The sequence below is a fragment of the Sandarakinorhabdus sp. DWP1-3-1 genome (assembly GCF_049896705.1).
Taxonomy (GTDB): Bacteria; Pseudomonadota; Alphaproteobacteria; order Sphingomonadales; family Sphingomonadaceae; genus Sandarakinorhabdus.
This window is the reverse complement of the sequence record NZ_JAFCUV010000001.1, coordinates 106,248-125,898: the sequence shown is the minus strand read 5'-3', so window position 1 is coordinate 125,898 and position 19,651 is coordinate 106,248. Positions and strand designations below refer to the sequence as shown.

21 protein-coding genes are annotated in these 19,651 nt (G+C 66.6%); 9 read left to right on the top strand and 12 right to left on the bottom strand.

Annotated features, from left to right (window positions below):
• Positions 1–31: 31 nt before the first annotated feature.
• Positions 32–805, bottom strand: a complete 774-nt coding sequence (locus tag ACP7AI_RS00495) for a PEPxxWA-CTERM sorting domain-containing protein (protein ID WP_426162879.1) — start codon at positions 803–805, stop codon at positions 32–34.
• 342 nt (positions 806–1,147) lie between these two features.
• On the opposite strand from ACP7AI_RS00495, the gene ACP7AI_RS00490 reads away from it, so the two are divergent.
• Positions 1,148–1,813 (top strand): MBL fold metallo-hydrolase, encoded by a 666-nt coding sequence (locus ACP7AI_RS00490; protein ID WP_426162877.1) that lies wholly within the window; start codon positions 1,148–1,150, stop codon positions 1,811–1,813.
• On the opposite strand, the gene ACP7AI_RS00485 is transcribed toward ACP7AI_RS00490, so the two are convergent.
• Positions 1,810–2,196, bottom strand: a complete 387-nt coding sequence (locus ACP7AI_RS00485; RefSeq protein ID WP_426162875.1) for an MAPEG family protein — start codon at positions 2,194–2,196, stop codon at positions 1,810–1,812. The genes ACP7AI_RS00490 and ACP7AI_RS00485 overlap by 4 nt on opposite strands.
• Positions 2,197–2,292: 96 nt before the next feature.
• On the opposite strand from ACP7AI_RS00485, the gene ACP7AI_RS00480 reads away from it, so the two are divergent.
• Positions 2,293–2,472 carry a CsbD family protein gene (locus ACP7AI_RS00480; RefSeq protein WP_426162873.1) on the top strand — a complete coding sequence of 60 codons (180 nt, stop codon included), beginning with the start codon at positions 2,293–2,295 and terminating at the stop codon, positions 2,470–2,472.
• Between the two features lie 58 nt (positions 2,473–2,530).
• On the opposite strand, the gene ACP7AI_RS00475 is transcribed toward ACP7AI_RS00480, so the two are convergent.
• Both ACP7AI_RS00475 and ACP7AI_RS00470 read right to left on the bottom strand, forming a co-directional pair.
• Positions 2,531–3,331 carry an outer membrane protein assembly factor BamD gene (locus tag ACP7AI_RS00475; protein WP_426162871.1) on the bottom strand — a complete coding sequence of 267 codons (801 nt, stop codon included), beginning with the start codon at positions 3,329–3,331 and terminating at the stop codon, positions 2,531–2,533.
• 76 nt (positions 3,332–3,407) lie between these two features.
• Entirely contained in the window at positions 3,408–3,950 is a 543-nt protein-coding gene (locus ACP7AI_RS00470) for a 2'-5' RNA ligase family protein (RefSeq protein WP_426162869.1), read from the bottom strand.
• Positions 3,951–3,993: 43 nt separating this feature from the next.
• Here ACP7AI_RS00470 and ACP7AI_RS00465 point away from each other — a divergent pair, with 43 nt between their 5' ends.
• Complete coding sequence (locus tag ACP7AI_RS00465; protein ID WP_426162867.1) at positions 3,994–5,505, top strand: glycosyltransferase family 39 protein; 1,512 nt, start codon at positions 3,994–3,996, stop codon at positions 5,503–5,505.
• On the opposite strand, the gene ACP7AI_RS00460 is transcribed toward ACP7AI_RS00465, so the two are convergent.
• From ACP7AI_RS00460 to ACP7AI_RS00450, 3 genes are read right to left on the bottom strand one after another with little or no spacing between them, the layout of a single operon-like run.
• Entirely contained in the window at positions 5,477–6,919 is a 1,443-nt protein-coding gene (locus ACP7AI_RS00460) for an aldehyde dehydrogenase family protein (RefSeq protein WP_426162865.1), read from the bottom strand. The genes ACP7AI_RS00465 and ACP7AI_RS00460 overlap by 29 nt on opposite strands.
• 9 nt (positions 6,920–6,928) lie before the next feature.
• Positions 6,929–7,903, bottom strand: a complete 975-nt coding sequence (locus ACP7AI_RS00455) for an NADPH:quinone oxidoreductase family protein (RefSeq protein WP_426162863.1) — start codon at positions 7,901–7,903, stop codon at positions 6,929–6,931.
• Positions 7,900–8,859 (bottom strand): hydrogen peroxide-inducible genes activator, encoded by a 960-nt coding sequence (locus ACP7AI_RS00450; RefSeq protein ID WP_426162861.1) that lies wholly within the window; start codon positions 8,857–8,859, stop codon positions 7,900–7,902. Before ACP7AI_RS00450 ends, ACP7AI_RS00455 begins: the two co-directional genes overlap by 4 nt.
• A 125-nt stretch (positions 8,860–8,984) precedes the next feature.
• Here ACP7AI_RS00450 and ACP7AI_RS00445 point away from each other — a divergent pair, with 125 nt between their 5' ends.
• The 4 genes from ACP7AI_RS00445 (at position 8,985) to ACP7AI_RS00430 (ending at position 11,654) form a co-directional block, all read left to right on the top strand.
• The gene (locus ACP7AI_RS00445; protein ID WP_426162859.1) at positions 8,985–9,533 is read left to right on the top strand and encodes a peroxiredoxin; all 549 of its coding nucleotides are present in this window, start codon (positions 8,985–8,987) and stop codon (positions 9,531–9,533) included.
• A 138-nt stretch (positions 9,534–9,671) separates the two neighbouring features.
• Positions 9,672–10,190 (top strand): carboxymuconolactone decarboxylase family protein, encoded by a 519-nt coding sequence (locus ACP7AI_RS00440; protein ID WP_426162857.1) that lies wholly within the window; start codon positions 9,672–9,674, stop codon positions 10,188–10,190.
• A gap of 439 nt (positions 10,191–10,629) precedes the next feature.
• Complete coding sequence (gene epsC / locus ACP7AI_RS00435) at positions 10,630–11,298, top strand: serine O-acetyltransferase EpsC (protein WP_426162855.1); 669 nt, start codon at positions 10,630–10,632, stop codon at positions 11,296–11,298.
• A gap of 20 nt (positions 11,299–11,318) precedes the next feature.
• Positions 11,319–11,654, top strand: coding sequence for a DUF2794 domain-containing protein (locus ACP7AI_RS00430; RefSeq protein ID WP_426162853.1), 336 nt, complete (start codon positions 11,319–11,321; stop codon positions 11,652–11,654).
• 38 nt (positions 11,655–11,692) lie between these two features.
• Here the strand turns inward: ACP7AI_RS00430 and ACP7AI_RS00425 are convergent, their stop codons facing one another.
• The 5 genes from ACP7AI_RS00425 to gph all read right to left on the bottom strand — a co-directional run bounded on the left by ACP7AI_RS00425 (position 11,693) and on the right by gph (position 16,156).
• The gene (locus tag ACP7AI_RS00425) at positions 11,693–12,586 is read right to left on the bottom strand and encodes an SDR family oxidoreductase (protein WP_426162851.1); all 894 of its coding nucleotides are present in this window, start codon (positions 12,584–12,586) and stop codon (positions 11,693–11,695) included.
• Positions 12,587–12,663: 77 nt separating this feature from the next.
• Complete coding sequence (phoB, locus tag ACP7AI_RS00420) at positions 12,664–13,377, bottom strand: phosphate regulon transcriptional regulator PhoB (RefSeq protein WP_426162849.1); 714 nt, start codon at positions 13,375–13,377, stop codon at positions 12,664–12,666.
• 15 nt (positions 13,378–13,392) lie between these two features.
• Positions 13,393–14,103 carry a phosphate signaling complex protein PhoU gene (phoU, locus tag ACP7AI_RS00415; RefSeq protein WP_426162847.1) on the bottom strand — a complete coding sequence of 237 codons (711 nt, stop codon included), beginning with the start codon at positions 14,101–14,103 and terminating at the stop codon, positions 13,393–13,395.
• A gap of 227 nt (positions 14,104–14,330) precedes the next feature.
• A complete protein-coding gene (locus tag ACP7AI_RS00410; RefSeq protein ID WP_426162845.1) occupies positions 14,331–15,473 on the bottom strand; it encodes an ATP-binding protein in 1,143 nt (380 codons plus the stop codon).
• A complete protein-coding gene (gph, locus tag ACP7AI_RS00405; RefSeq protein WP_426162843.1) occupies positions 15,470–16,156 on the bottom strand; it encodes a phosphoglycolate phosphatase in 687 nt (228 codons plus the stop codon). The genes ACP7AI_RS00410 and gph overlap by 4 nt, the downstream gene beginning before the upstream one ends.
• 128 nt (positions 16,157–16,284) lie before the next feature.
• Here gph and glmU point away from each other — a divergent pair, with 128 nt between their 5' ends.
• On the top strand, positions 16,285–17,574 hold the full coding sequence (gene glmU, locus ACP7AI_RS00400) for a bifunctional UDP-N-acetylglucosamine diphosphorylase/glucosamine-1-phosphate N-acetyltransferase GlmU (RefSeq protein WP_426166522.1): 1,290 nt from the start codon (positions 16,285–16,287) through the stop codon (positions 17,572–17,574).
• A gap of 110 nt (positions 17,575–17,684) precedes the next feature.
• On the top strand, positions 17,685–19,508 hold the full coding sequence (gene glmS, locus ACP7AI_RS00395; RefSeq protein WP_426162841.1) for a glutamine--fructose-6-phosphate transaminase (isomerizing): 1,824 nt from the start codon (positions 17,685–17,687) through the stop codon (positions 19,506–19,508).
• The last annotated feature ends 143 nt before the right edge of the window (positions 19,509–19,651 follow it).

Sequence of the window (19,651 nt, the reverse complement as noted above, 5' to 3'; positions counted from 1 at the left end):
GAGATACCCCGGCCACCCCCTTATCCGATCGTCAGGCGGCAACGACGCGGGCACGCCGGCGCGCGGCGGCACCGACGAGGCCGAAGCCGGCAACCAGCATCAGCCAGGTCGACGGCTCCGGCACGGCAGCCGCGGTCAGCGACACGCCATCGAGCAGCGCGAACGGTGGTACGCCGCCCGGGCCGCCATCGGCCCAGAACCGCAGCGTCTGCGCCGTCTCGGTGGCGATGAAGCTGAACGTCTCGGTCCGCCAGGGCTGGAAGCCGCCCTGCGGGTTAGTGACAGTCGCGGTGCTGTAATCGGCAGTGACGACGTTGTTCGAATCGAGCAGGCTGACCTGCCACGACTCGAACGTCGCGCCGGTGTAATTGAGCTGCTGGCCGGCCGCCCATTCGAACGAAACATCGTACTTCTTGCCGACTTCCAGGCCGGAAACCAGCTGGGTGATCGGCGCGCCATAACCACGGTCGGCATCCGAGGCGACATAGTTGCCGCCCTGGAGGCTGGTCGTCAGGCCGTTGTTGTTGCCATTGGCCGGACCGTAGAGCTCGAAACCGTTGTAGCGGCCGACAGCGGTATGATCGCCGGGCACGAAGACAAAGGCGAGGCCGGTCGTCCGCCAGCCCTGCAGCTGGCCGTTGCCGGGCGCATAGTTGGTCGAGAACTCGTCCGAACCGCTGAGACCCCAGGTCTCGAAGCCGCCGTTGACGACGAGATTGGTCGACGCCTGTGCGCCGGTCGTGATTGCGCCGGCCGCCAGGCCGAGCGCGAGGAAGCGCACCAACTGGTGCTTGATCGATGTCATGTGGACCCCGTTATGGTTGAAGATTACGAGCACGCGGCCAAATTGCCGCCGCGACCGAAACCCGAACCGGGCGGCACATCGCATCGACAGGATGAAAGGAGGCTCACCACCCACACTGCAATTACCATGCCAACTCGCGCTTCAAATAGTTAACAGCGGCATCAAGCCTTTTCAGATTGTTAGCGTGTCGGTCAGGCGTGAAATCGACCAAAAGTTAACATGCCCCCACGGAAAACTGTCGGCCAGGTTTACAACTTGAGTAGGGCGCCGGGCGATAAGGCAGCCCGCCGGCCCGCACGCGCGGCTTGCCTTGGCGTGCGACTGCCGCCAAATCTTGCGCCCATGACAGCCAGGCCTCCCTTGCAAGCCGTGATCGTCCCGGTGACGGCGTTGCAGCAGAATTGCACCCTGCTCTGGTGTACGGCGACAATGCGCGGCGCCTTCACCGATCCCGGCGGCGACCTCGACCGGCTGCTGGCCGTGGCCAGGCAACATGGCGTGACCATCGAGAAGCTGCTGATTACCCATGGCCACATCGACCATTGCGGCCTTGCCGGGGTGCTTGCGCAGCGGCTGGGCGTGCCGATCGAGGGACCGCATCCCGACGACAAGTTCTGGATCGACCAGGCCCCCGACGCCGGCGCCAAATACGGCATCGAGGGCGCCGCCGCCTTCACACCGGATCGCTGGCTGTTCGATGGCGACAAGGTCACCGTCGGCGACCTGACGCTCGACGTCTATCACTGCCCCGGCCACACCCCGGGCCATGTCGTTTTCCACCATGCCCCGTCGGATCTTGCCATCGTCGGCGACGTGCTGTTCCAAGGCAGCATCGGCCGCACCGATTTCCCGCGCGGCAACCATGGCGACCTGATCCGCTCCATCACCAGCCGGCTATGGCCGCTGGGCGGCCAGACGGCCTTCGTGCCCGGCCACGGCCCGATGTCGACCTTCGCCGCGGAGCGTCGCAGCAACCACTTCGTCGCCGACGCCGTGCTTGCCGACTAGTAGGTAACCGCCCGCACCATCGCCCAGAACGACAGCCCGACCAGCGTCGTCCAGGTCGCGACCGTCCCGGCCAGCCGCCAGCGATTGGCGCCGCCGCGCTCCATGCCCACAGCGTGCGCGACCCGGGCGACCACCAGCCCGATGCCGGCGGCATACAGCCCCGGTGGCGACACGCTGTCGGACAATTCGATCACCGCGATCAGCACCAGGCAGATCGGCACATATTCGGCAAAATTGGCATGGGCGCGGATGCGCGACAGCAGCAGTTCGTCACCGCCATCGCCGATCAGCACCTGCGCCGAGCGCCGTACCTCGACCACGCGGAACGACAGCCAGAAATACAACAGGCCGCAAAGCCCCGCCGTCATCAATGTTACGACCATGTCAGCCCCCAGGCGCCCCGCATGAACCCTATGACATGCAACCTGTTACGGTCCAATTCGTTTCAATCAACGACGCAATCACAAAGGAGAGCCATCATGGACAAGGATCGCATCGACGGTATGGCCAATCAGGCCGGCGGCAAGATCAAAGAAGGCGTCGGCAAGCTGGTCGGCGACAAGAAGATGGAGACCGAAGGCCAGGCCCAGCAGGTCAAGGGCAAGGTCGAGAACGCCGCTGGCGGCGTCAAGGACGCAGTCCGCGACGCCGGCCGCTAAAACCGTCCAACCCAGAAACGGCCCTGTTGCGCAGCCGCGCAGCGGGGCCGTTCCGCGTTCAGGCCCCGGCAGCCACCGCCATCTGGCCCGGTGCCTTTTTGGCCATCAGTGCATAGCTGCGCTGGTACCATTTCGAGCCGGGATAATTGCTGCCGAGCACCGCGGCGGCCTTGCGGGCTTCCTCGGGGATGCCCAGCGCCAGATAGCATTCGACCAGCCGATGCAGCGCCTCGGGCGTGTGGCTGGTGGTGTCATAGCGTTCGACTTCGGTGCGGAACCGGGCGAGCGCTGCCAGGTACAGGCCCTGCCGCTGGTAGAAGCGCCCGACCTCCATTTCCTTGCCGGCAAGGTGATCGCGTGCCAGATCGACCTTCAAACGCGCGTCGGCGGCATAATCGGTGTTGGGATAACGACGGATCAGTTCGCCGAGCGAATCGAGCGCCTGCTGGGTGATACGCTGGTCGCGATCGACGCCGGTGATCTGCTCGTAATAGCTGATCGCGATCATGTAGTAGGCATAGGGTGCCTCGCGGCTGCCCGGGTGCAACGACAGGAAACGCTGCGCCGAGCTGACGCTTTCGTTGAAGTCGCCGGCGACATAATAGGAAAAGGCACTCATCAGCTGGGCACGCCGGGCCCAGACCGAATAGGGGTGCTGGCGCTCCACCTCGTCGAACTGCGCGGCGGCGAGCTTGTACTGGCGCTTTTCCAGTGTTTGGCGCGCGACGAGATACAACGTCTCGACATCGCGCGCGACATAGCTCTGGTCCTTGCGGCCCTTGTTGGTAGCGCAACCGGCCAGCGCCAGCGTGGCGGCAAGGGCGACGAGAACCGGACGGAACGCGGGTGAGGATTTCATGGCGCCTGCCTTAGCTGATGCGACCGCCACCGCCAAGCGGGGAGCGGCGCGGTATGCTGCCTTGTGCCGCTGCCGCTTAACGCCCCCTGAAGGCCACCTGGCCCAGCGCTTCCCACGGGCCGTCGAGATAGCGCCAGATGGCAATGGCGACGGCACGGGTGGCGAACGGCACGAACGTCGCTTCCAGCGCTGCCAGCGTTCCCTTGGCCGCGGCCGATGTCACCTTGTTCTGCACCGTCATGTGCGGGCGATAGCCGGCGCGATCCTGCGGGATCAGCAGCGTATTCCAGCCCGCCGCCAGCTCGGCGCGAACATCCTCCAGCGCCGGCGACTGCAACTTCAGCGCCACCCCGCCGCCGAGCGAGCGCAGGCCGTTAACGGCGATCTCGGGCGGCGGCACCTGGGCGCAAACCGCCTTCAGCCGGCGCTTCACCGCGTCCAGCTCGCGTCCCGGCAGGTGATGGAACATCGAGATATGTGCCGGCACGCGGTTCAGCGCCGTCGGATAATGGGCGCGCCGCAGCGCCTCGAAACGCGCCTGGACGGCCGGCTCCACCAGCGCCGTGAGGATGAGCGGCCGCGGATCGACGGCACCGCGTTCTGAAAGGCTTTCGGTCATCGGCGGACCTTGCGGTCAATGCCGCGCGTTTCCAAGCCGGACCATGTCAATTCCGCGATACTTTTCCGTCCTGGCACTCGCCGGCTGGCTCGCCCTGATGGTGCTGCTGCAGCCGATCAACCATGACGAAGACCAATATGTCGCGGCCGCTGCCCTGGCCGGACAGGGGCTGCTGCCGTTCCGCGACTTCCTGTACCTGCAGACACCATTGCAGCCCTATGTCCTCGGGCCATTGGCGGCGATCACCCCCGGCTGGACCCTGCTCGCGCTGCGGCTGGCGAACGCCGCATTCGGGCTGGCGACGATCATCGGCGTCTATGGCGCATTGCGGCGCCACGGGGCCGGGGACCGCACGGCGGCCTGGGCCGGCGGCCTGCTCGCCTTCTCGGTCCCCTTCGCCTATGGCGCGCGGGTCGCTCGTAACGATGCACTGCCGACGGCGCTGATGGCGCTGGCGCTTTGGGCCCTGGCCGGCTCGCCGGGGCGGACACGGCTGTTACTCGCCGGCCTTGCCCTGGGCCTTGCCACCAGCGCCAAGATCAGCCTGGCGCCGCCGCTTGCCGCCGTCGGTCTGTGGCTGGCTTGGCAGGCACTGTCGCAGCGCTCCCGGGCTGGTTGGGCCGCGGTCTTCGCCTATGGCAGCGGCGGCGTCCTCGGCCTGCTGCCCAGCCTTGCCGCCCGCGCCGCCAACCCGGGCGTCTTCGACTATGGCGTGCTGCGCTTCGCCGTCGAGGCGGCGCCGGCCTGGTATCTCGGCAATGGCCTCGACGCCCGGCTGACGCTCGCCGGCAAGCTGTTCGACAGCATCGTCGCCCTCGCGCAGGGCCCGGCGCTGCCGGCGCTGGTGCTGGTGGCCGTCGTCGCCATGCAGCGCCGGCGGTTCGGGCTGCTCGAGGCCCTGCTGCTCGGCGCCATCATCGGCGCCCTGTTGCCGACCCCGACCTGGCCGCAATATTTCATGCCGATGCTGCCGCCGCTGTTCGTTTTGCTCGGCCGCGACATCGACCGGATGCCGCGACTGGCCCGACCGGCGTTGACGTCGGTCGCCGCCGTCACCGGCGTCGTCCTGCTCGCCATCGGCGGCGTCGCCTGGCAGCGCGCCGGCGTCCCGGCAGCGCTGGCGGTGAATGCCGATGCCCGCTGGATGGGCGCGCAAATCATTGGCCCAGGCGCGATTGCCAGCCTGTCGGTCGCCCGTGTGGTCGATTCCGGCCGCCGTTTCGACCCGCGTTTCGCCGGCGGGGCAGCGTTTTATCGGACCGCCGGCGATCGCAGCACCGCCGAATTGCGACGCTGGCGGATGACCGCGCCGCAGACGCTGGCTGCCGATCTCGACCGGCACCCGCCGGCGGCGCTGCTCACCGGCTATGAAGGTGCCAGTGGCGTCAACCGCCGACGCCAGCCCGACGCGAGATTGGCCGCTTGGGCGCGGTCGCGCGGCTATCGCCGGGTGCCGACGCCCGACGGGGTGGGCACATTATGGCTGCCGTCGCGCGCGGCGGTGGTGCAGTACCGCGCCATCGCCGCTACAGGTCCTGCGGCCGCCGCCGGATGACCATGTTGCGGATCTCGGTCATGTCCTCCATCGCAAAGCGCACGCCTTCGCGACCCAGCCCCGAATCCTTGACGCCGCCATAGGGCATGTTGTCGACGCGGTAGCTCGGCACGTCGTTGATGATGACGCCGCCGACCTCCAGCCGGTCCCAGGCCTTCAGCATGTGGAACAGGTCGCGGGTGAAGACACCGGCCTGCAGCCCGAAACGGCTGTCGTTGACCTCCGCCAGCGCTGCGTCGATATCGCTGAAGCGCGAGAAGATGGCGACGGGGCCAAAGGCTTCCTCGCGATAGAGCTTCGCCGATGCCGGCACCGCCTCGAGGAGCGTCGCCTCCAGCATGGCCCCGTCGCGCGTGCCGCCGCACAGCAGCGTGGCGCCAGCGGCGACGGCTTCGTTGATCCAGTCGTCCAGGCGCGCCGCTTCCTTCACGTCGATCATCGGCCCGATGAAGACATTTTCGTCGAGCGGATTGCCGCAGACGAGCTTCTCCGCCTTGCCGACCAGAAGCGCCTTGAAGGCATCATAGACCGCGTCATGGACGATGATACGCTGGACACCGACGCACGACTGGCCCGATTGGTAGAAGGCCCCGAACACGACGCGCTCGGCGGCGTCCTCCAGGTCGGCATCCTTGTCGATGATGACAGCGGCATTGCCGCCGAGTTCGAGGATGACCTTCTTCTTGCCCGCCCGGGCCTTCAGGTCCCAGCCGACATCGGGAGAACCGGTGAACGACAACAACTTCAGCCGGTCATCGGTGGTGAACAGGTCGGCGCCCTCGCGGCGCGCCGGCAGGATCGAGAAAGCGCCCGGCGGCAGGTCGGTTTCCGCCAGCACCTCGCCGATGATCAGCGCCCCCAGCGGCGTGCGCGACGCTGGTTTCATCACGAACGGACAGCCGACCGCCAGCGCCGGCGCGATCTTGTGGGCGGCGAGATTGAGCGGGAAATTGAACGGCGAGACGAAACTGCACGGCCCGATCGGCACGCGCTTCCACATGCCCTGATAGCCCTTGGCGCGCGCCGAAATGTCGAGCGGCTGGACCTCTCCGGTCATCCGCACGCTCTCTTCGGCGGCGATGTGGAAGGTATCGATCAGGCGCCCCGCCTCGCCGCGCGAATCCTTGATCGGCTTGCCCGCCTCGATGCACAGCGCATGGGCGAGCTCTTCCTGCCGCTCGGTGAAGCGCTTGACGCAGTGCATGAGCACCGCCTGGCGCTCATAGGCCGCCATTGCCGCCATCGGCGCCGCCGCCTCCACCGCCGCGGCGATACCCCGATCGATCGTGGCAGCGTCGGCCATCGCGACGCGAGTCGCGACCTGGCCGGTGAACTTGTCGGTCACTGCGAGGTCGGTGTTGGGCTGCTCCGCCTTGTTGGCGAGATACAGCGGGTAAACGTCACGCAACGTCATATGGCAGCCTTAAACGTCGAGAACGACCTTGCCGGTCGCCTTGCGGTCCATCATCCAGCGGATCGCCGCCGGGCCTTCGTCGAGCGTGAAATGCTTCGAGACATGCGGCTTCAACTTGCCTTCGTTGTACCAGGCGAGCAGCTCGGCCATGTTCTCGCGGTGCAGCGCCGGCTCGGCCTGGGTGAAGGCGCCCCAGAACACGCCGACGATGCTGGCACCCTTGATCAGCGGCAGGTTGAGTGGCAGCGACGGGATGGCGCCCCCGGCAAATCCGACGACGAGGTAGCGACCGTTCCAGGCGATGCCGCGGAACGCCGGCTCGGCATAACGGTCGCCAACCGGATCATAGACGACATCGACGCCCTTGCCGCCGGTCAGCGCCTTGATGCGATCCTTCAGGTCCTCGGTGGCATAGTTGATGGTCTCGTCGGCGCCATATTGGCGGCAAAGCGCCAGTTTCTCGTCGGACGAGGCGGCCGCGATGACCTTCGCGCCCATGACCTTGCCGAGCTCGACAGCGGTCAGCCCGACCCCTCCGGCGGCGCCGAGCACCAGCAGCGTCTCGCCCGGCTGCAGGCGGGCGCGCTGCTTCAGCGCATGGTGCGAGGTGCCGTACGTCATCGTGAAACCGCTGGCGATGTCGAACGGCATTTCGCCGGGGATCGGCACCAGCTGGGCGCGATTGGCGATAACCTGTTCGGCAAAACAGCCGTTGCCGGTCATCGCAACGACGCGATCGCCGATTTTCAGGTCGGTGATGCCCTCACCCACGGCATCGATGACGCCGGCGGCTTCACCCCCCGGCGAGAACGGCAGCGCCGGTTTGAACTGGTACAGGTTCTGGATGATCAGCGTGTCGGGAAAATTCACGCCGGCTGCATGCACACGCACCCGCGCCTGGCCCTTGCCCGGCTCCGGCGTCGCGATGTCCTGGACCACCAGCTTCTCCGGCGGCCCATGTTCGACGCACAATACAGCCTTCATCCAACACTCTCCCCATGATTTGCGGGCACCATAGCCGGGGCGTCCGGCCTGTCCACCGCGCCGTCCATCGCCGCCTGCAACACCGCGCCGAGCAGCCGGAATTCCGCGGCGCGCGGGCTGCCCTGGCGCCAGACCAGCGCCACCGTGCGCGCCGCACCGCCGGCCAGCGGCCGCGCGATCAGGCCGGTGCCATCGATGATGCCGGCATCGAGCGCCAGTTTCGGCAGCAGCGTCTGCCCCAGCCGGCCGGCGACCATCTGCACCAGCGTCACCAGCGACGTGCCGCGCGCCGTCGGATCGGCGCGCAGTTCCGGCCGCCCGCACACCGCCAGCGCCTGGTCCTTCAGGCAATGGCCGTCCTCCAACAGCAGCAGGTGCGAATCGTCGATGGAGTCCGGCGCCACCGTCGGCGGCGGATCGATCATGTCGCCGGGGTGAAAGACCAGGAAGAACGGATCGGTAAACAATTCCATCATGTCGACGGCGCCGCAGTCCCAGGGCAGCGCCAGCAGCACCACGTCGAGCGTGCCGCGCGCCAGCGCTTCACAGGCAGCCTGGCTCATGTCCTCGCGCAGGTACAGCTTCAGCTCTGGATAGGCGGCGCGCACCGCGGGCAGCGCGCGGGGCAGCAGATAGGGCGCGATCGTCGGGATGACGCCCAGCCGCAGCGGCCCGGCGAGCGGCGTGCCCGCGGCGCGGGTCAGGCTGGCGAGCGCATCGGCCTCGCGCAGCACCTCATAGGCCTTGGCGACCACCTGCTCGCCCAGCGGCGAGAAGCGGACAACACGGCGGTTGCGTTCGACAAGCTGTACCCCGAGCAGGCTCTCAAGCTCGCGCAGGCCGGCGGACAGCGTCGATTGCGTGACGAAACAGGCATCGGCGGCACGCCCGAAATGGCCGTGGATGTGTAGCGCGGTCAGATATTGCAGTTGCTTCAGCGTCGGCAGGAATGTCATCCGCCACTTATCGGCTCACTCGATTTGTAACGTCAAGATTATCGATTGGCTTTCTGCAACCTGCGTCGCCATGTGACGGTCTCGCAGTTCTGCGTTCCGCTTTTTTCAAACCACTGGAGCATAAAATGGCCCTCACCGTCGGTGATACCGTCCCCTCGTTCACCCTGCCCGTCCAGCAGGGTGTCGGCGCCCTGCCCAACGGCGAAACGCTCGACATTACCACCGCCTATCCCGGCAAGTGGAAGATCCTGTTTTACTGGCCCAAGGATTTCACCTTCGTCTGCCCGACCGAAATTATCGGCTACGGCGACCTCAAGGGTGACTTCGAAGATCGTGACGCGGTCCTGATCGGCGCCTCGACCGACACCGATTTCGTCCACTTCGCCTGGCGCAAGTCGGACGAGCGCCTCGCCGCCGCCGATTTCCCCTGGCTGGCCGACAACTCCAAGCTGCTTGCCGATGCCCTCGGCATCGTCGTGAAGGACGCTGGCGTCGCCCTGCGCGCGACCTTCATCATCGATCCGGACAACATCATCCAGCACGTGACGATCAACGGCCTCAACGTCGGCCGCAACCCGCAGGAGACGTTGCGCATCCTCGACGCGCTGCAGACCGACGAGCTGTGCCCGTGCAATTGGGTCGAAGGCGGCGAGACGCTCCGGCCGGCAGCCTGACCTGGGTCCTCCCCCTCAGGGGGGAGGCGACTCGCCACTGAGGCGAGCGGGTGGGGGTCTCACGCCAGCGGCAGCGACCCCCTTCCACCGCAGAAACAACTTTTTTAAAACCCGCGGCATCCGCGGCAAGGAACCGCCATGCTCTTTTCAGAACTTGCCAAGACGCTGCCCGACTATGCCAAGGACCAGCGCCTCAACGTCTCCAGCCTGGTTTCGGAGCAGTTGCTTACTGACCAGCAGAAGTGGGGCACCTTCGTCGCGGTCGCCCATGCCTGTGCCTACAAGCCGGTGATCGATGCGATCGAAGCCGAGGCTGCCGACAAGCTGACACCCGAGGCGATGAACGCCGCCAAGGCCGCCGCCTCGGTGATGGCGATGAACAACGTCTATTATCGCTTCATCCATCTCGCCTCGCGCCCCGACTACAAGACGATGCCGGCAAAGCTGCGCATGAACGTCATCGGCGCCCCGGGCATCGACAAGGCCGACTTCGAGCTCTTCAGCCTCGCCGTCTCGGCGATCAACGGCTGTGGCATGTGCATCGATGCCCATGACAAGGTGCTGGCCCAGCACAATATCGGCGCCGACAAGATCCAGGCTGCCGTCCGTATCGCTGCCGTCGTCCACGCCGTTTCGCGGACGCTCCAGGCCGTCTGATCGCGCTCCCTTCGGGTCGAAGGAGCGCGGCTCGCCGAACCGGTCGCCAAGTCCCGGCCGGCGAGCAGGAGGGGGAGGCTCAGTCCTCTCCCTCCACCAATCCCCCATCATCGGCCAACCCGCGGCGCCGGTCGGACCCGGCGCGGTCGTGGGCTTCCTCGGTGCCCGGCGGCCGCGCTGCGGCCCAGCGATCGCGGTCTTCCCGCGGCCCCGTCTCGGCGGCACGCCGCGCTGCACCCGCGTCACCCGCTTCGGCGTGCTCGCCTGGGCCCTTGCCGTCCTGCGATTCCGCCATCATCCTGTCTCCATTGATCTTGCCTGGTGAATGGAACGCCGGCCATCGTTACGCCGTTCCGTCCCGGCTGGCGTCGTCTCGCGAAACCGGGTAAGACTCAGATAGTGATGCGGAACGCCGAATGGCGACCGCGGGAGACCGACCATGGCCCTGCTCGCCTACCTCGATTCGATCAAATCCCGCGACCCGGCGCCGCGGTCGCGATGGGAGATCCTGACCTATCCGGGGGTCCTGGCGCTCGGCCTGCATCGCGTCGCCCATGGCCTGTTCCAGGCCCGGCTGTTCTTCGTTGCGCGAGTCGTCAATCACCTCTCGCGCTTCCTGACCGCGATCGACATCCACCCCGGCGCCACCATCGGCCGCAATTTCTTCATCGACCACGGCTTTGTGGTGATCGGCGAAACTGCGGTGATCGGCGAAAATGTCACCATCTACCAATGCGTGACGCTGGGCGGCACCGACCCCGCCAACGGCATCGCCGGCAAGCGCCACCCGACGCTGGAAGATGGCGTGATCGTCGGTTCTGGCGCGCAGGTGCTGGGGCCGATCACGGTCGGCAAGCGCGCCAGGGTGGGCGCCAACGCCGTCGTCACCCGCGACGTGCCGGAAGGCGCCACGATGGTCGGCATCCCTGCCAGGCCGGTGCCGGTCGATGCCGGGGACTATGCCAAGCCGTTCATGCCCTATGGCACACCGTGCAGCCAGAAGTACGACCCCGAGACCCAGAAGCTCGAACTGTTGCGCTGTGAGGTCGAAAACCTGCGCGCGAGGCTTAATGCGCTCACCGACGATGACAAGCAGCGTTCGGCGTAAGCCCGCGGGGACAATGACCCTTGGATAACGTCTCGCCGCTGCCGGCGCGGGCCACGCAGGTCGCCTTCACCCGCCTCGAACTCGATCGCATCCTGTCGCTTTATGGCCGCATGGTCGCCGCCGGCCACTGGCGCGACTATGCCATCGACCTGGGCGCCAAGACGGCAAGTTTCTCGGCGTTTCGCCGCGCCGCCGAAAACCCCGAGGTACGCGTCGTCAAGGACCCGGCCCTGCGACTGAAACAGGGTGAATGGATCCTGTTTGGCGAAGGCGGCGTCGTGCTGAAGCGCGGCCAGGACCTCGCCAATGTGCTGGCGCCGATCGAACGGCGGCTGGTCAAGCTGGTCGAGGCGTAGCGCTGCCGTCCCCGCCCGATTGCAGGAGGGGAGCGAAGCTACCGACCGCCCAGCGCGACTGCGCCCTGCGCTGCGCCGGTATCGGGCACCATTTCGCCGGTCCGGTCGCTGATCTCGGCGAAGCGCGCGGCGATGGTCTCGGCGGTCATGTCCTCGGGCGCGACATGAATGCCCTTGGTCAGCGTCACATAGCTGCGCTCGAAGCCGCCGCCGCCGGCGTTGATGACGGCGTTGGTCGGCGCGTCCTCGCTGACCAGGTAGACGGCGGCCGGTACCACCGTTTCCGGGCCCATTTTCGCAAGCAGTTCCGGCGGCATCAGATCCTCGGTCATCCGCGTTGCTGCCAGCGGCGCGACGGTGTTGACCTTGACGTTGTACTTGGCGCCTTCCAGCACGAGCGTCTTCATCAACCCGACCAGGCCAAGCTTGGCGGCACCGTAATTGGCCTGGCCGAAGTTGCCATAGAGCCCCGTCGACGACGTCGTCATCAGGATGCGGCCATAGGCCTGTTCGCGCATGATCTCCCACACCGCCTTGGTGCAGATGACGCTGCCCATCAGATGGACATCGACGACCTGGCGGAAGTCGTCATGGCTCATCTTGACGAACGTCTTGTCGCGCAGGATGCCGGCATTGTTGATCAGGATGTCGATGCGGCCCCAGCGTTCCTTGACGAAGGTGACCATCTTTTCGACGGCGGCTTCGTCGGTCACGCTGGCGCCATTGGCCATGGCTTCGCCGCCGGCCGCGGTGATCTCGTCGACCACCGACTGCGCCGCCGACAGCGAGGAGCCGGAGCCGTCACGGGCGCCGCCGAGATCGTTGACGACGACCTTGGCACCGCGACGCGCCAGTTCGAGCGCATAGGCCCGGCCCAGGCCACCGCCGGCCCCCGTCACGATCGCAACGCGATTGTCGAAACGCAGTGTCATGAAAATAATGCCCCTGAGTGTGTCGCGCAGGCTCTAGCCGACGCATCGGCAAACGCAAATAGCGCGACTCGGGAGCCTTAGCGTGCCGACCCGGGATCGGCATCGAGCGCATAGCCGGCGGAGCGAACGGTGCGGATGACATCGGGGAGTTCGCCGCCGCTGCTGGTCCCGTTCACCGCCTTGCGCAGCCGGCGAATATGCACGTCGACGGTGCGCTGTTCGACATAGACATCGCGGCCCCAGACGGCGTCGAGCAGCTGTTCGCGGCTGAACACCCGGCCGGGGTGCTCGAGGAAATGCCGCAGCAGGCGGAACTCCGTCGGCCCCAACTGCACCATGGCGCCGTCGCGTGTCACCTTGTGGGCCGATGTGTCCATCATGATGCCGGCATAATCGAGGTTGCCGCCCGACAGCGCCGGTCGCAGGCGGCGGAGCACGGCACGCACCCGGGCGACGAGTTCGCGCGGCGAAAACGGCTTGGTGATGTAATCGTCGGCGCCCGTTTCCAGCCCGCGGATGCGATCGGCCTCCTCCGCCCGCGCGGTCAGCATGACGATCGGCAGATTGGCAGTCAGCGGCGCGCGGCGCAGGCGGCGGCAGACCTCGATCCCCGACAGGTTGGCGATCATCCAGTCGAGGATGACGAGGTCAGGCTTGTCTTCCTGCGCCAGCACCAGGGCTTCCTCGCCGTCGCCGGTGCGGATAACGTCGAAGCCTTCTTTCTCAAGGTTGTAGCTGACCAGCTCGACCAGGTTGGCGTCGTCCTCGACAAGCAGGATCTTGGGTCGCATGGTCATTCCCCACTATCAGAAATCGGTCGCCAGCGTGGCGGTATCATCGGATTTGGTGCGTTCCGACGGACGCTCTCCGGTCACTGCAAAGATCACCATCTCGGCAACCGACGTGACATGGTCCCCGATGCGTTCGAGGTTCTTCGCGACGAACAGCAGGTGCGTCGACGGCGTGATGAACTGCGGGTTCTCGATCATGAAGGTCAGCAGCGATCGGAAAAGGCTGTTGTAGAAATCGTCGACCCGGCGATCGCGATCGCTGACCCGCTGCGCCAGCGCGACATCGCGGTCGACATAGGCATCGAGGACGTCCTTGATCATCGAGATGACCACCCGTCCCATTTCGGGAACGATGACGATCGGCTCGACCGGTGGGCTTTGCGCCAGGGCGCCGGCCCGCTTGGCGATGTTCTTGGCATAATCGCCGATCCGTTCGAGCACGCCGGCGATCTTCAGCGCCGCAACGATCTCGCGCAGGTCGTCGGCGAGCGGCGCGCGCAAGGCGATGATCCGTACCGCGAGCGCCTCGGCTTCGGATTCCAGCGCATCGATCCGGGCATCGTCGGCGACAACCACCGCCGCTGCATCGACGTTGCGTGTCGTCAACGCCCCGACGGCCGCAGCGATCTGGGTTTCGCACAGACCGCCCATGCGACTGATCAGCGAACGCAACTGCGCCATGTCATCGTCGAAGGCCTTGACGGTATGGGCGATGATGTCAGCCATGTGCACACTGCCTTTTGCCAAGCGCTTGTCGCTGGCCGGTGGCGCGGCTGTCGCCGCGGTTGCCATGATGGCGATCATCTGCTGCAGGACGCTCCGCGCGCCGGGATTCGATGATCGGAAGCAACCACATGATGCGCGGTAACGCTGCCTGATGTGGGCTTTATGACACTTATATTGCGCTTTCGTGACATTGCCCGCTGCGCCTGCAACGCCGCTCGCCGTCAACGCTACGCCTGCGGCAGCGTGAACGACACGGTCGTCCCCTCCCCGGCCCGGCTTTCGATCTCCAGCCGGCCACGATGTCGCTCGACGATGTGCTTGACGATGGCGAGCCCGAGGCCCGTCCCCCCCATCTTTCGCGAACGCTGCGAATCGATCCGATAGAAGCGCTCGGTCAGCCGCGGCAGATGCTCGGGCGCAATGCCTTCACTGATGTCGGTGACGGAAATGCGGACAACCGCGGGCCGCGCCGCACTGGCCGCCTCGGCCTCGACAACGACGGTGATGGGCGTGCCGTTGCGGCCATATTTCAGCGCGTTGGAAACAAGATTGTGCAGGACCTGCAGGATCTGGTCACGGTCGGCGACCACGGGCGGCAACGGCAGCCGCTCCTCGATGACCAGTTGGCGCTCGTCCCCGTCGAGCCGCATCGCCAGCGTCTTGCCGACATCGGCCACGATGCCTGCCACCTGCAGCTGCGCCACTGGACGGACATGCTTGTCGAGCTCGATCCGCGACAACGAAAGCAGGTCGTCGATCAGCCGCGACATGCGCGCCGCCTCCCGCGCCATGATATCGAGGAAGCGATGTCGCGCCGGCTCGTCCTCGGCGGCCGGGCCCTGCAGCGTCTCGACAAAGCCGGAAAGCGTCGCCAGCGGCGTGCGCAATTCATGGCTGGCATTGGCGACGAAATCGACCCGCATCCGCTCGGTCAGCCGGGCCTGGGTAATGTCGTCGAACAGCAGCAATTGCCGACCATCACCGGTATCGACAACACGCAGGCGATAGACGGCATTACCGTTACCGAGCCCCGACAGCTCGCGTTCGATGCTGCTGCTGCTGGCCCGCGCCTCGGCGATCGCGTCGAGGATGATCGGGTTGCGCACCGTCAGCCGCAGGTCGCCGCCATCGACACGATCGCCGAACAGCCGGCGCGCCTCGGCATTGGCGGCGACGGCGATATCGCCATCGACGATCAGCGCCGGGTCGCCGAGTGCTTCGACGCTGATACGATCGGCCGGCACGGCTTCGGGAACTGGAGGCGGAGATGGTTCTGGTTCAGCCAGCTCCTGCCGCCGCACCGACAATCGGCCGCCGACGAACGCTGCCACTGCGACGAGCGCCAGCCACAGCCACGCGAGGCCGGTCACCGCCGCAATCGCCGCAGCGCCGGCAGCAAGGCATCGTAATGATCGATCACGAGGTCGGCGCCGAGCTCGGTCGCCGGCCGATCCGAAAAGCCGAAGCTGACGGCGACGACCGGGATGGCCGCGGCGCGGGCGGTATTGGTATCGGTGATCGAATCGCCGACGAAGATGGTGTCGCCCCGGTCACCGCCGGCGGCGGCGATGGTGGCGAACAGATGGTCGGGATGGGGCTTTGGCGCCGGCACCGAATCAAAGCCCAAGTTGGCGACGAAGCGGCTTTCCCAACCCAGCGCCGTGACCAGCGCGGCCGACAGCCTGACGGGCTTGTTGGTACAGATCGCCAGCCGGCAACCCGCATCTGCCAGTGCATCGAGCGCCGCCTCGACGCCGTCGAAAGGCCGCGAGCCGTCGGCGATATGCGCCGCGTAGTAAGCGAGGAACGCCGGCATCCCCGCCTCGACCAGGTCCGGATTCGTCTCGCCGCTCGCCGCCAGGCCGCGCTCGAGCAGCTTGCGCGCGCCATGGCCGACCATGTGGCGCACATCCTCGGCCGGCACGCCGGGCCGACCCAGCACGCCGAGCGCATGGTTCAGCGAGGCGCACAGGTCGGGCGCCGTATCGACAAGCGTCCCGTCGAGATCGAAGACGATGGTGGCCGGCAGGCCGTGGAGCGCGGGCGATGTCACCCCTGCCCCATGCGTCGGCAATGCTTCCCAACGCAAGGGCGATATGGCAGGGCGGATGCGTGACCGACGCCGCATCATCCTCCCGCCCGCTTGCCGCCGTCATCCTCGCCGCCGGCCAGGGGACGCGCATGAAATCGTCGTTGCACAAGGTTCTGCATCCCATCGCTGGTAAGCCCATGGTGTTGCATTTATTGGACAGCCTGGCCGCGCTGGCGCCGAAACAGACGGTTGTCGTCGTCGGCTCGCTGCGCGAACAGGTGGAGGCGACGGTCGCCAGCCGCGGCGTGACCGTCGCGGTCCAGTCGCCCCAGCACGGCACCGGCCATGCGGTGCAGCAGGCCGAAGGCGCGCTCGCCGATTTCGACGGCGATGTGCTGATCATGTACGGCGACGCCCCGATGGTCACCACCGCGACCATGCAGCGGCTGCGCGATGCGCTGTCGGGCGATGTCGCCGCGGTCGTGCTCGGCTTCCGGCCCGCCGATCCAGGCGCCTATGGCCGCATCATCGCCGACGGCGACCGCATCGTGAAGATGGTCGAGTATAAGGACGCCAGCCCCGCCGAGCGCGCCGTCACCCTGTGCAATTCCGGCCTGATGGCGGTGCGCGCCGCCGAGCTATGGCCGCTGCTGGCCCGCGTCGGCAATGACAACGCCGCGGGCGAATATTATCTGCCCGACATCATCGGTCTCGCTATCGCCGACGGCCGCACCGCCCGCGTCATCGAAACCGGTGCCGACGAAGTCGCCGGCGTCAACAGCCGCGCCGAACTGGCGGCGCTGGAGGCGCGCTGGCAGGACGCCCGCCGCGCCACCGCGATGGCCGATGGCGTCACCCTCATCGACCCCGGCAGCGTGTTCTTCGCCCATGACACGGCGATCGACCGCGACGTCACCATCGAACCGTTCGTGGTTTTCGGCCCCGGCGTCCGCATCGCCAGCGGCGCCACCATCCGCGCCCACAGCCACATCGAAGGCGCCACCATTGCCGGCGGCTGCGACATCGGGCCGTTCGCACGGCTGCGCCACGGCACGGTGCTCGGCGACGGCGTCAAGATCGGCAATTTCGTCGAAACCAAGAAGGCGTTGTTCGGCGCCGGTGCCAAGGCCAATCACCTGTCGTATATCGGCGATGCCAGCATCGGCGCCCGCGCCAACATCGGCGCCGGCACCATTACCTGCAACTACGACGGCTTTTTCAAATACACGACAACCATCGGCGTCGGTGCCTTCATCGGCTCCAATTCGGCATTGGTCGCCCCGGTGACGATCGGCGATGGCGCCATTGTCGCGGCCGGCAGCACGGTCACCACCGACGTTGCCGCCGACGCCCTGGCGCTGGTGCGGCCGCCCCAGATTGAAAAGCCCGGCTGGGCGGCCGATTTTCGAGCGGCCGCCCTGGCAAGGAAGTCAGGATAGCTCCCCTCCCTGCAAGGGAGGGGCCGGGGAAGGGTGAGTACGCCCAAGCCCAAAGAAGCCCCACCCCCGACCCCTCCATTCCAGGGAGGGGAGAAGAAGGTCCTACATAGATGTGCGGCATCATCGGTATTCTTTCCCACCAGCCGGTCAGCGGGCGGTTGATCGACGGCCTCCGCCGGCTCGAATATCGCGGATATGATTCCTCGGGCATCGCCACCATCCACGATGGCCGCATCGATCGCCGCCGCGCCCCCGGCAAGCTCGACAATCTCGTCGCCGTTCTCGCCGCCGATCCCCTGCCGGGCACCAGCGGCATCGCCCATACCCGCTGGGCCACCCATGGCGCGCCGACAACCGACAACGCCCATCCCCATGCCACCGAACAGGTCGCGCTGGTCCACAACGGCATTATCGAGAACTTCAAGCAGCTGCGCGCCGAAGCGCTCGCCGCCGGGCGCACGCTGACGTCGGAAACCGATACCGAGGTCGTCGCCCATCTGCTGACCATGGCGATAGATGCCGGCGCCACGCCCGACCAGGCCGTTGCCGATACGCTCAAGCGCCTGCATGGCGCCTTCAGCTTCGCGATCCTGTTCCGCAGCCACCCCGATGTGATGTACGGCGCCCGCCGCGGCTCACCGCTGGTGCTTGGCTATGGCGAGACGGAAATGTTCCTCGGTTCGGACGCGCTCGGCCTTGCGCCGTTTACCAGCCGCGTCGCCTATCTCGAAGAAGGCGATTGGGTGCGGCTCACGCGCGAGACTGCCCAGGTCTTCGACGCCGATGACCGGCCCGTCGAGCGCCCGGTCATCACCTCCTCGGCATCCGCCGCTATCATCGAAAAGGGCAACTACCGGCACTTCATGGAAAAGGAGATCCACGAGCAGCCGATCGTCGTCGCCCAGACGCTCGGTGCCTATGTCGATCCGCTCGCCGAAACCATCAAGCTGCCCGCTCTGCCCTTCGACCTCGCCGGCATCAAGCGGGTCCAGATTGTCGCCTGCGGCACGGCCCTGCTCGCGGGCCAGGTCGCGACCTATTGGCTGGAAAGCCTCGCCCGCGTGCCCGTCAGCATCGAGAACGCCAGTGAATTCCGCTATCGCGACCCCGTCTACGAACCCGGCGGCCTGGCGCTGTTCATCTCGCAATCGGGCGAAACCGCCGACACGCTGGCGGCGCTGCGCCACGCCAAGGCCGGCGGCCAGCACATTGCCGCCGTCGTCAACGTTGCGTCCTCGACGATGGCGCGCGAGGCCGACCTGCTGCTGCCGACCCATGCCGGCCCCGAAGTCGGCGTCGCCAGCACCAAGGCCTTCACCTGCCAGCTCGCGGTCCTCGCCGCCTTCGCCATTGCGCTCGGCAAGGCCAAGGGCCGCGTCGACGCCGCCGAGGAGGCGCGACTGGTACATCTGCTGACCGAGGTGCCGGCCGCGATGAACACAGCACTGAAGGTCGAGGACACCATTCACGCCCTGGCGCTGCCGTTGTCGAAAGCCCGCGACATCCTTTATATCGGCCGCGGTCCGGATTATCCGATGGCGCTTGAAGGCGCATTGAAGCTGAAGGAAATCAGCTACATCCACGCCGAAGGCTATGCCGCCGGCGAGCTGAAGCACGGCCCGATCGCGCTGATCGACGAAAACGTGCCCGTCGTCGTCATCGCGCCGTCGGGCCCAAGGTTCGAAAAGACCGTCTCGAACATGCAGGAGGTGATGGCCCGCGGCGGCCTCGTCTACTTGTTGTCGGACGCCGACGGACTTTCCGAGCATGGCAGCGGCGCCACCGCGACGATCGCCATGCCCACCGTCGACCCGTTCATCAGCCCGCTCGTCACTGCCGTCCCCATCCAGCTGCTCGCCTACCACGTCGCCCTCGCCAAAGGCACCGACGTCGACCAACCGCGCAATCTGGCAAAAAGCGTGACGGTCGAGTAGCGTCGCCGGCTGGACGCTGCGAGTTGCAGGATGACAATGAGAACGTCAGAGTGACAATAAAAATTTCGATCGACGAATCACGCTGCCAGTATGGATTTCCGTTTACGGGCCGGCGGAAGGGCTTGATCCCGGATTTCACAAAC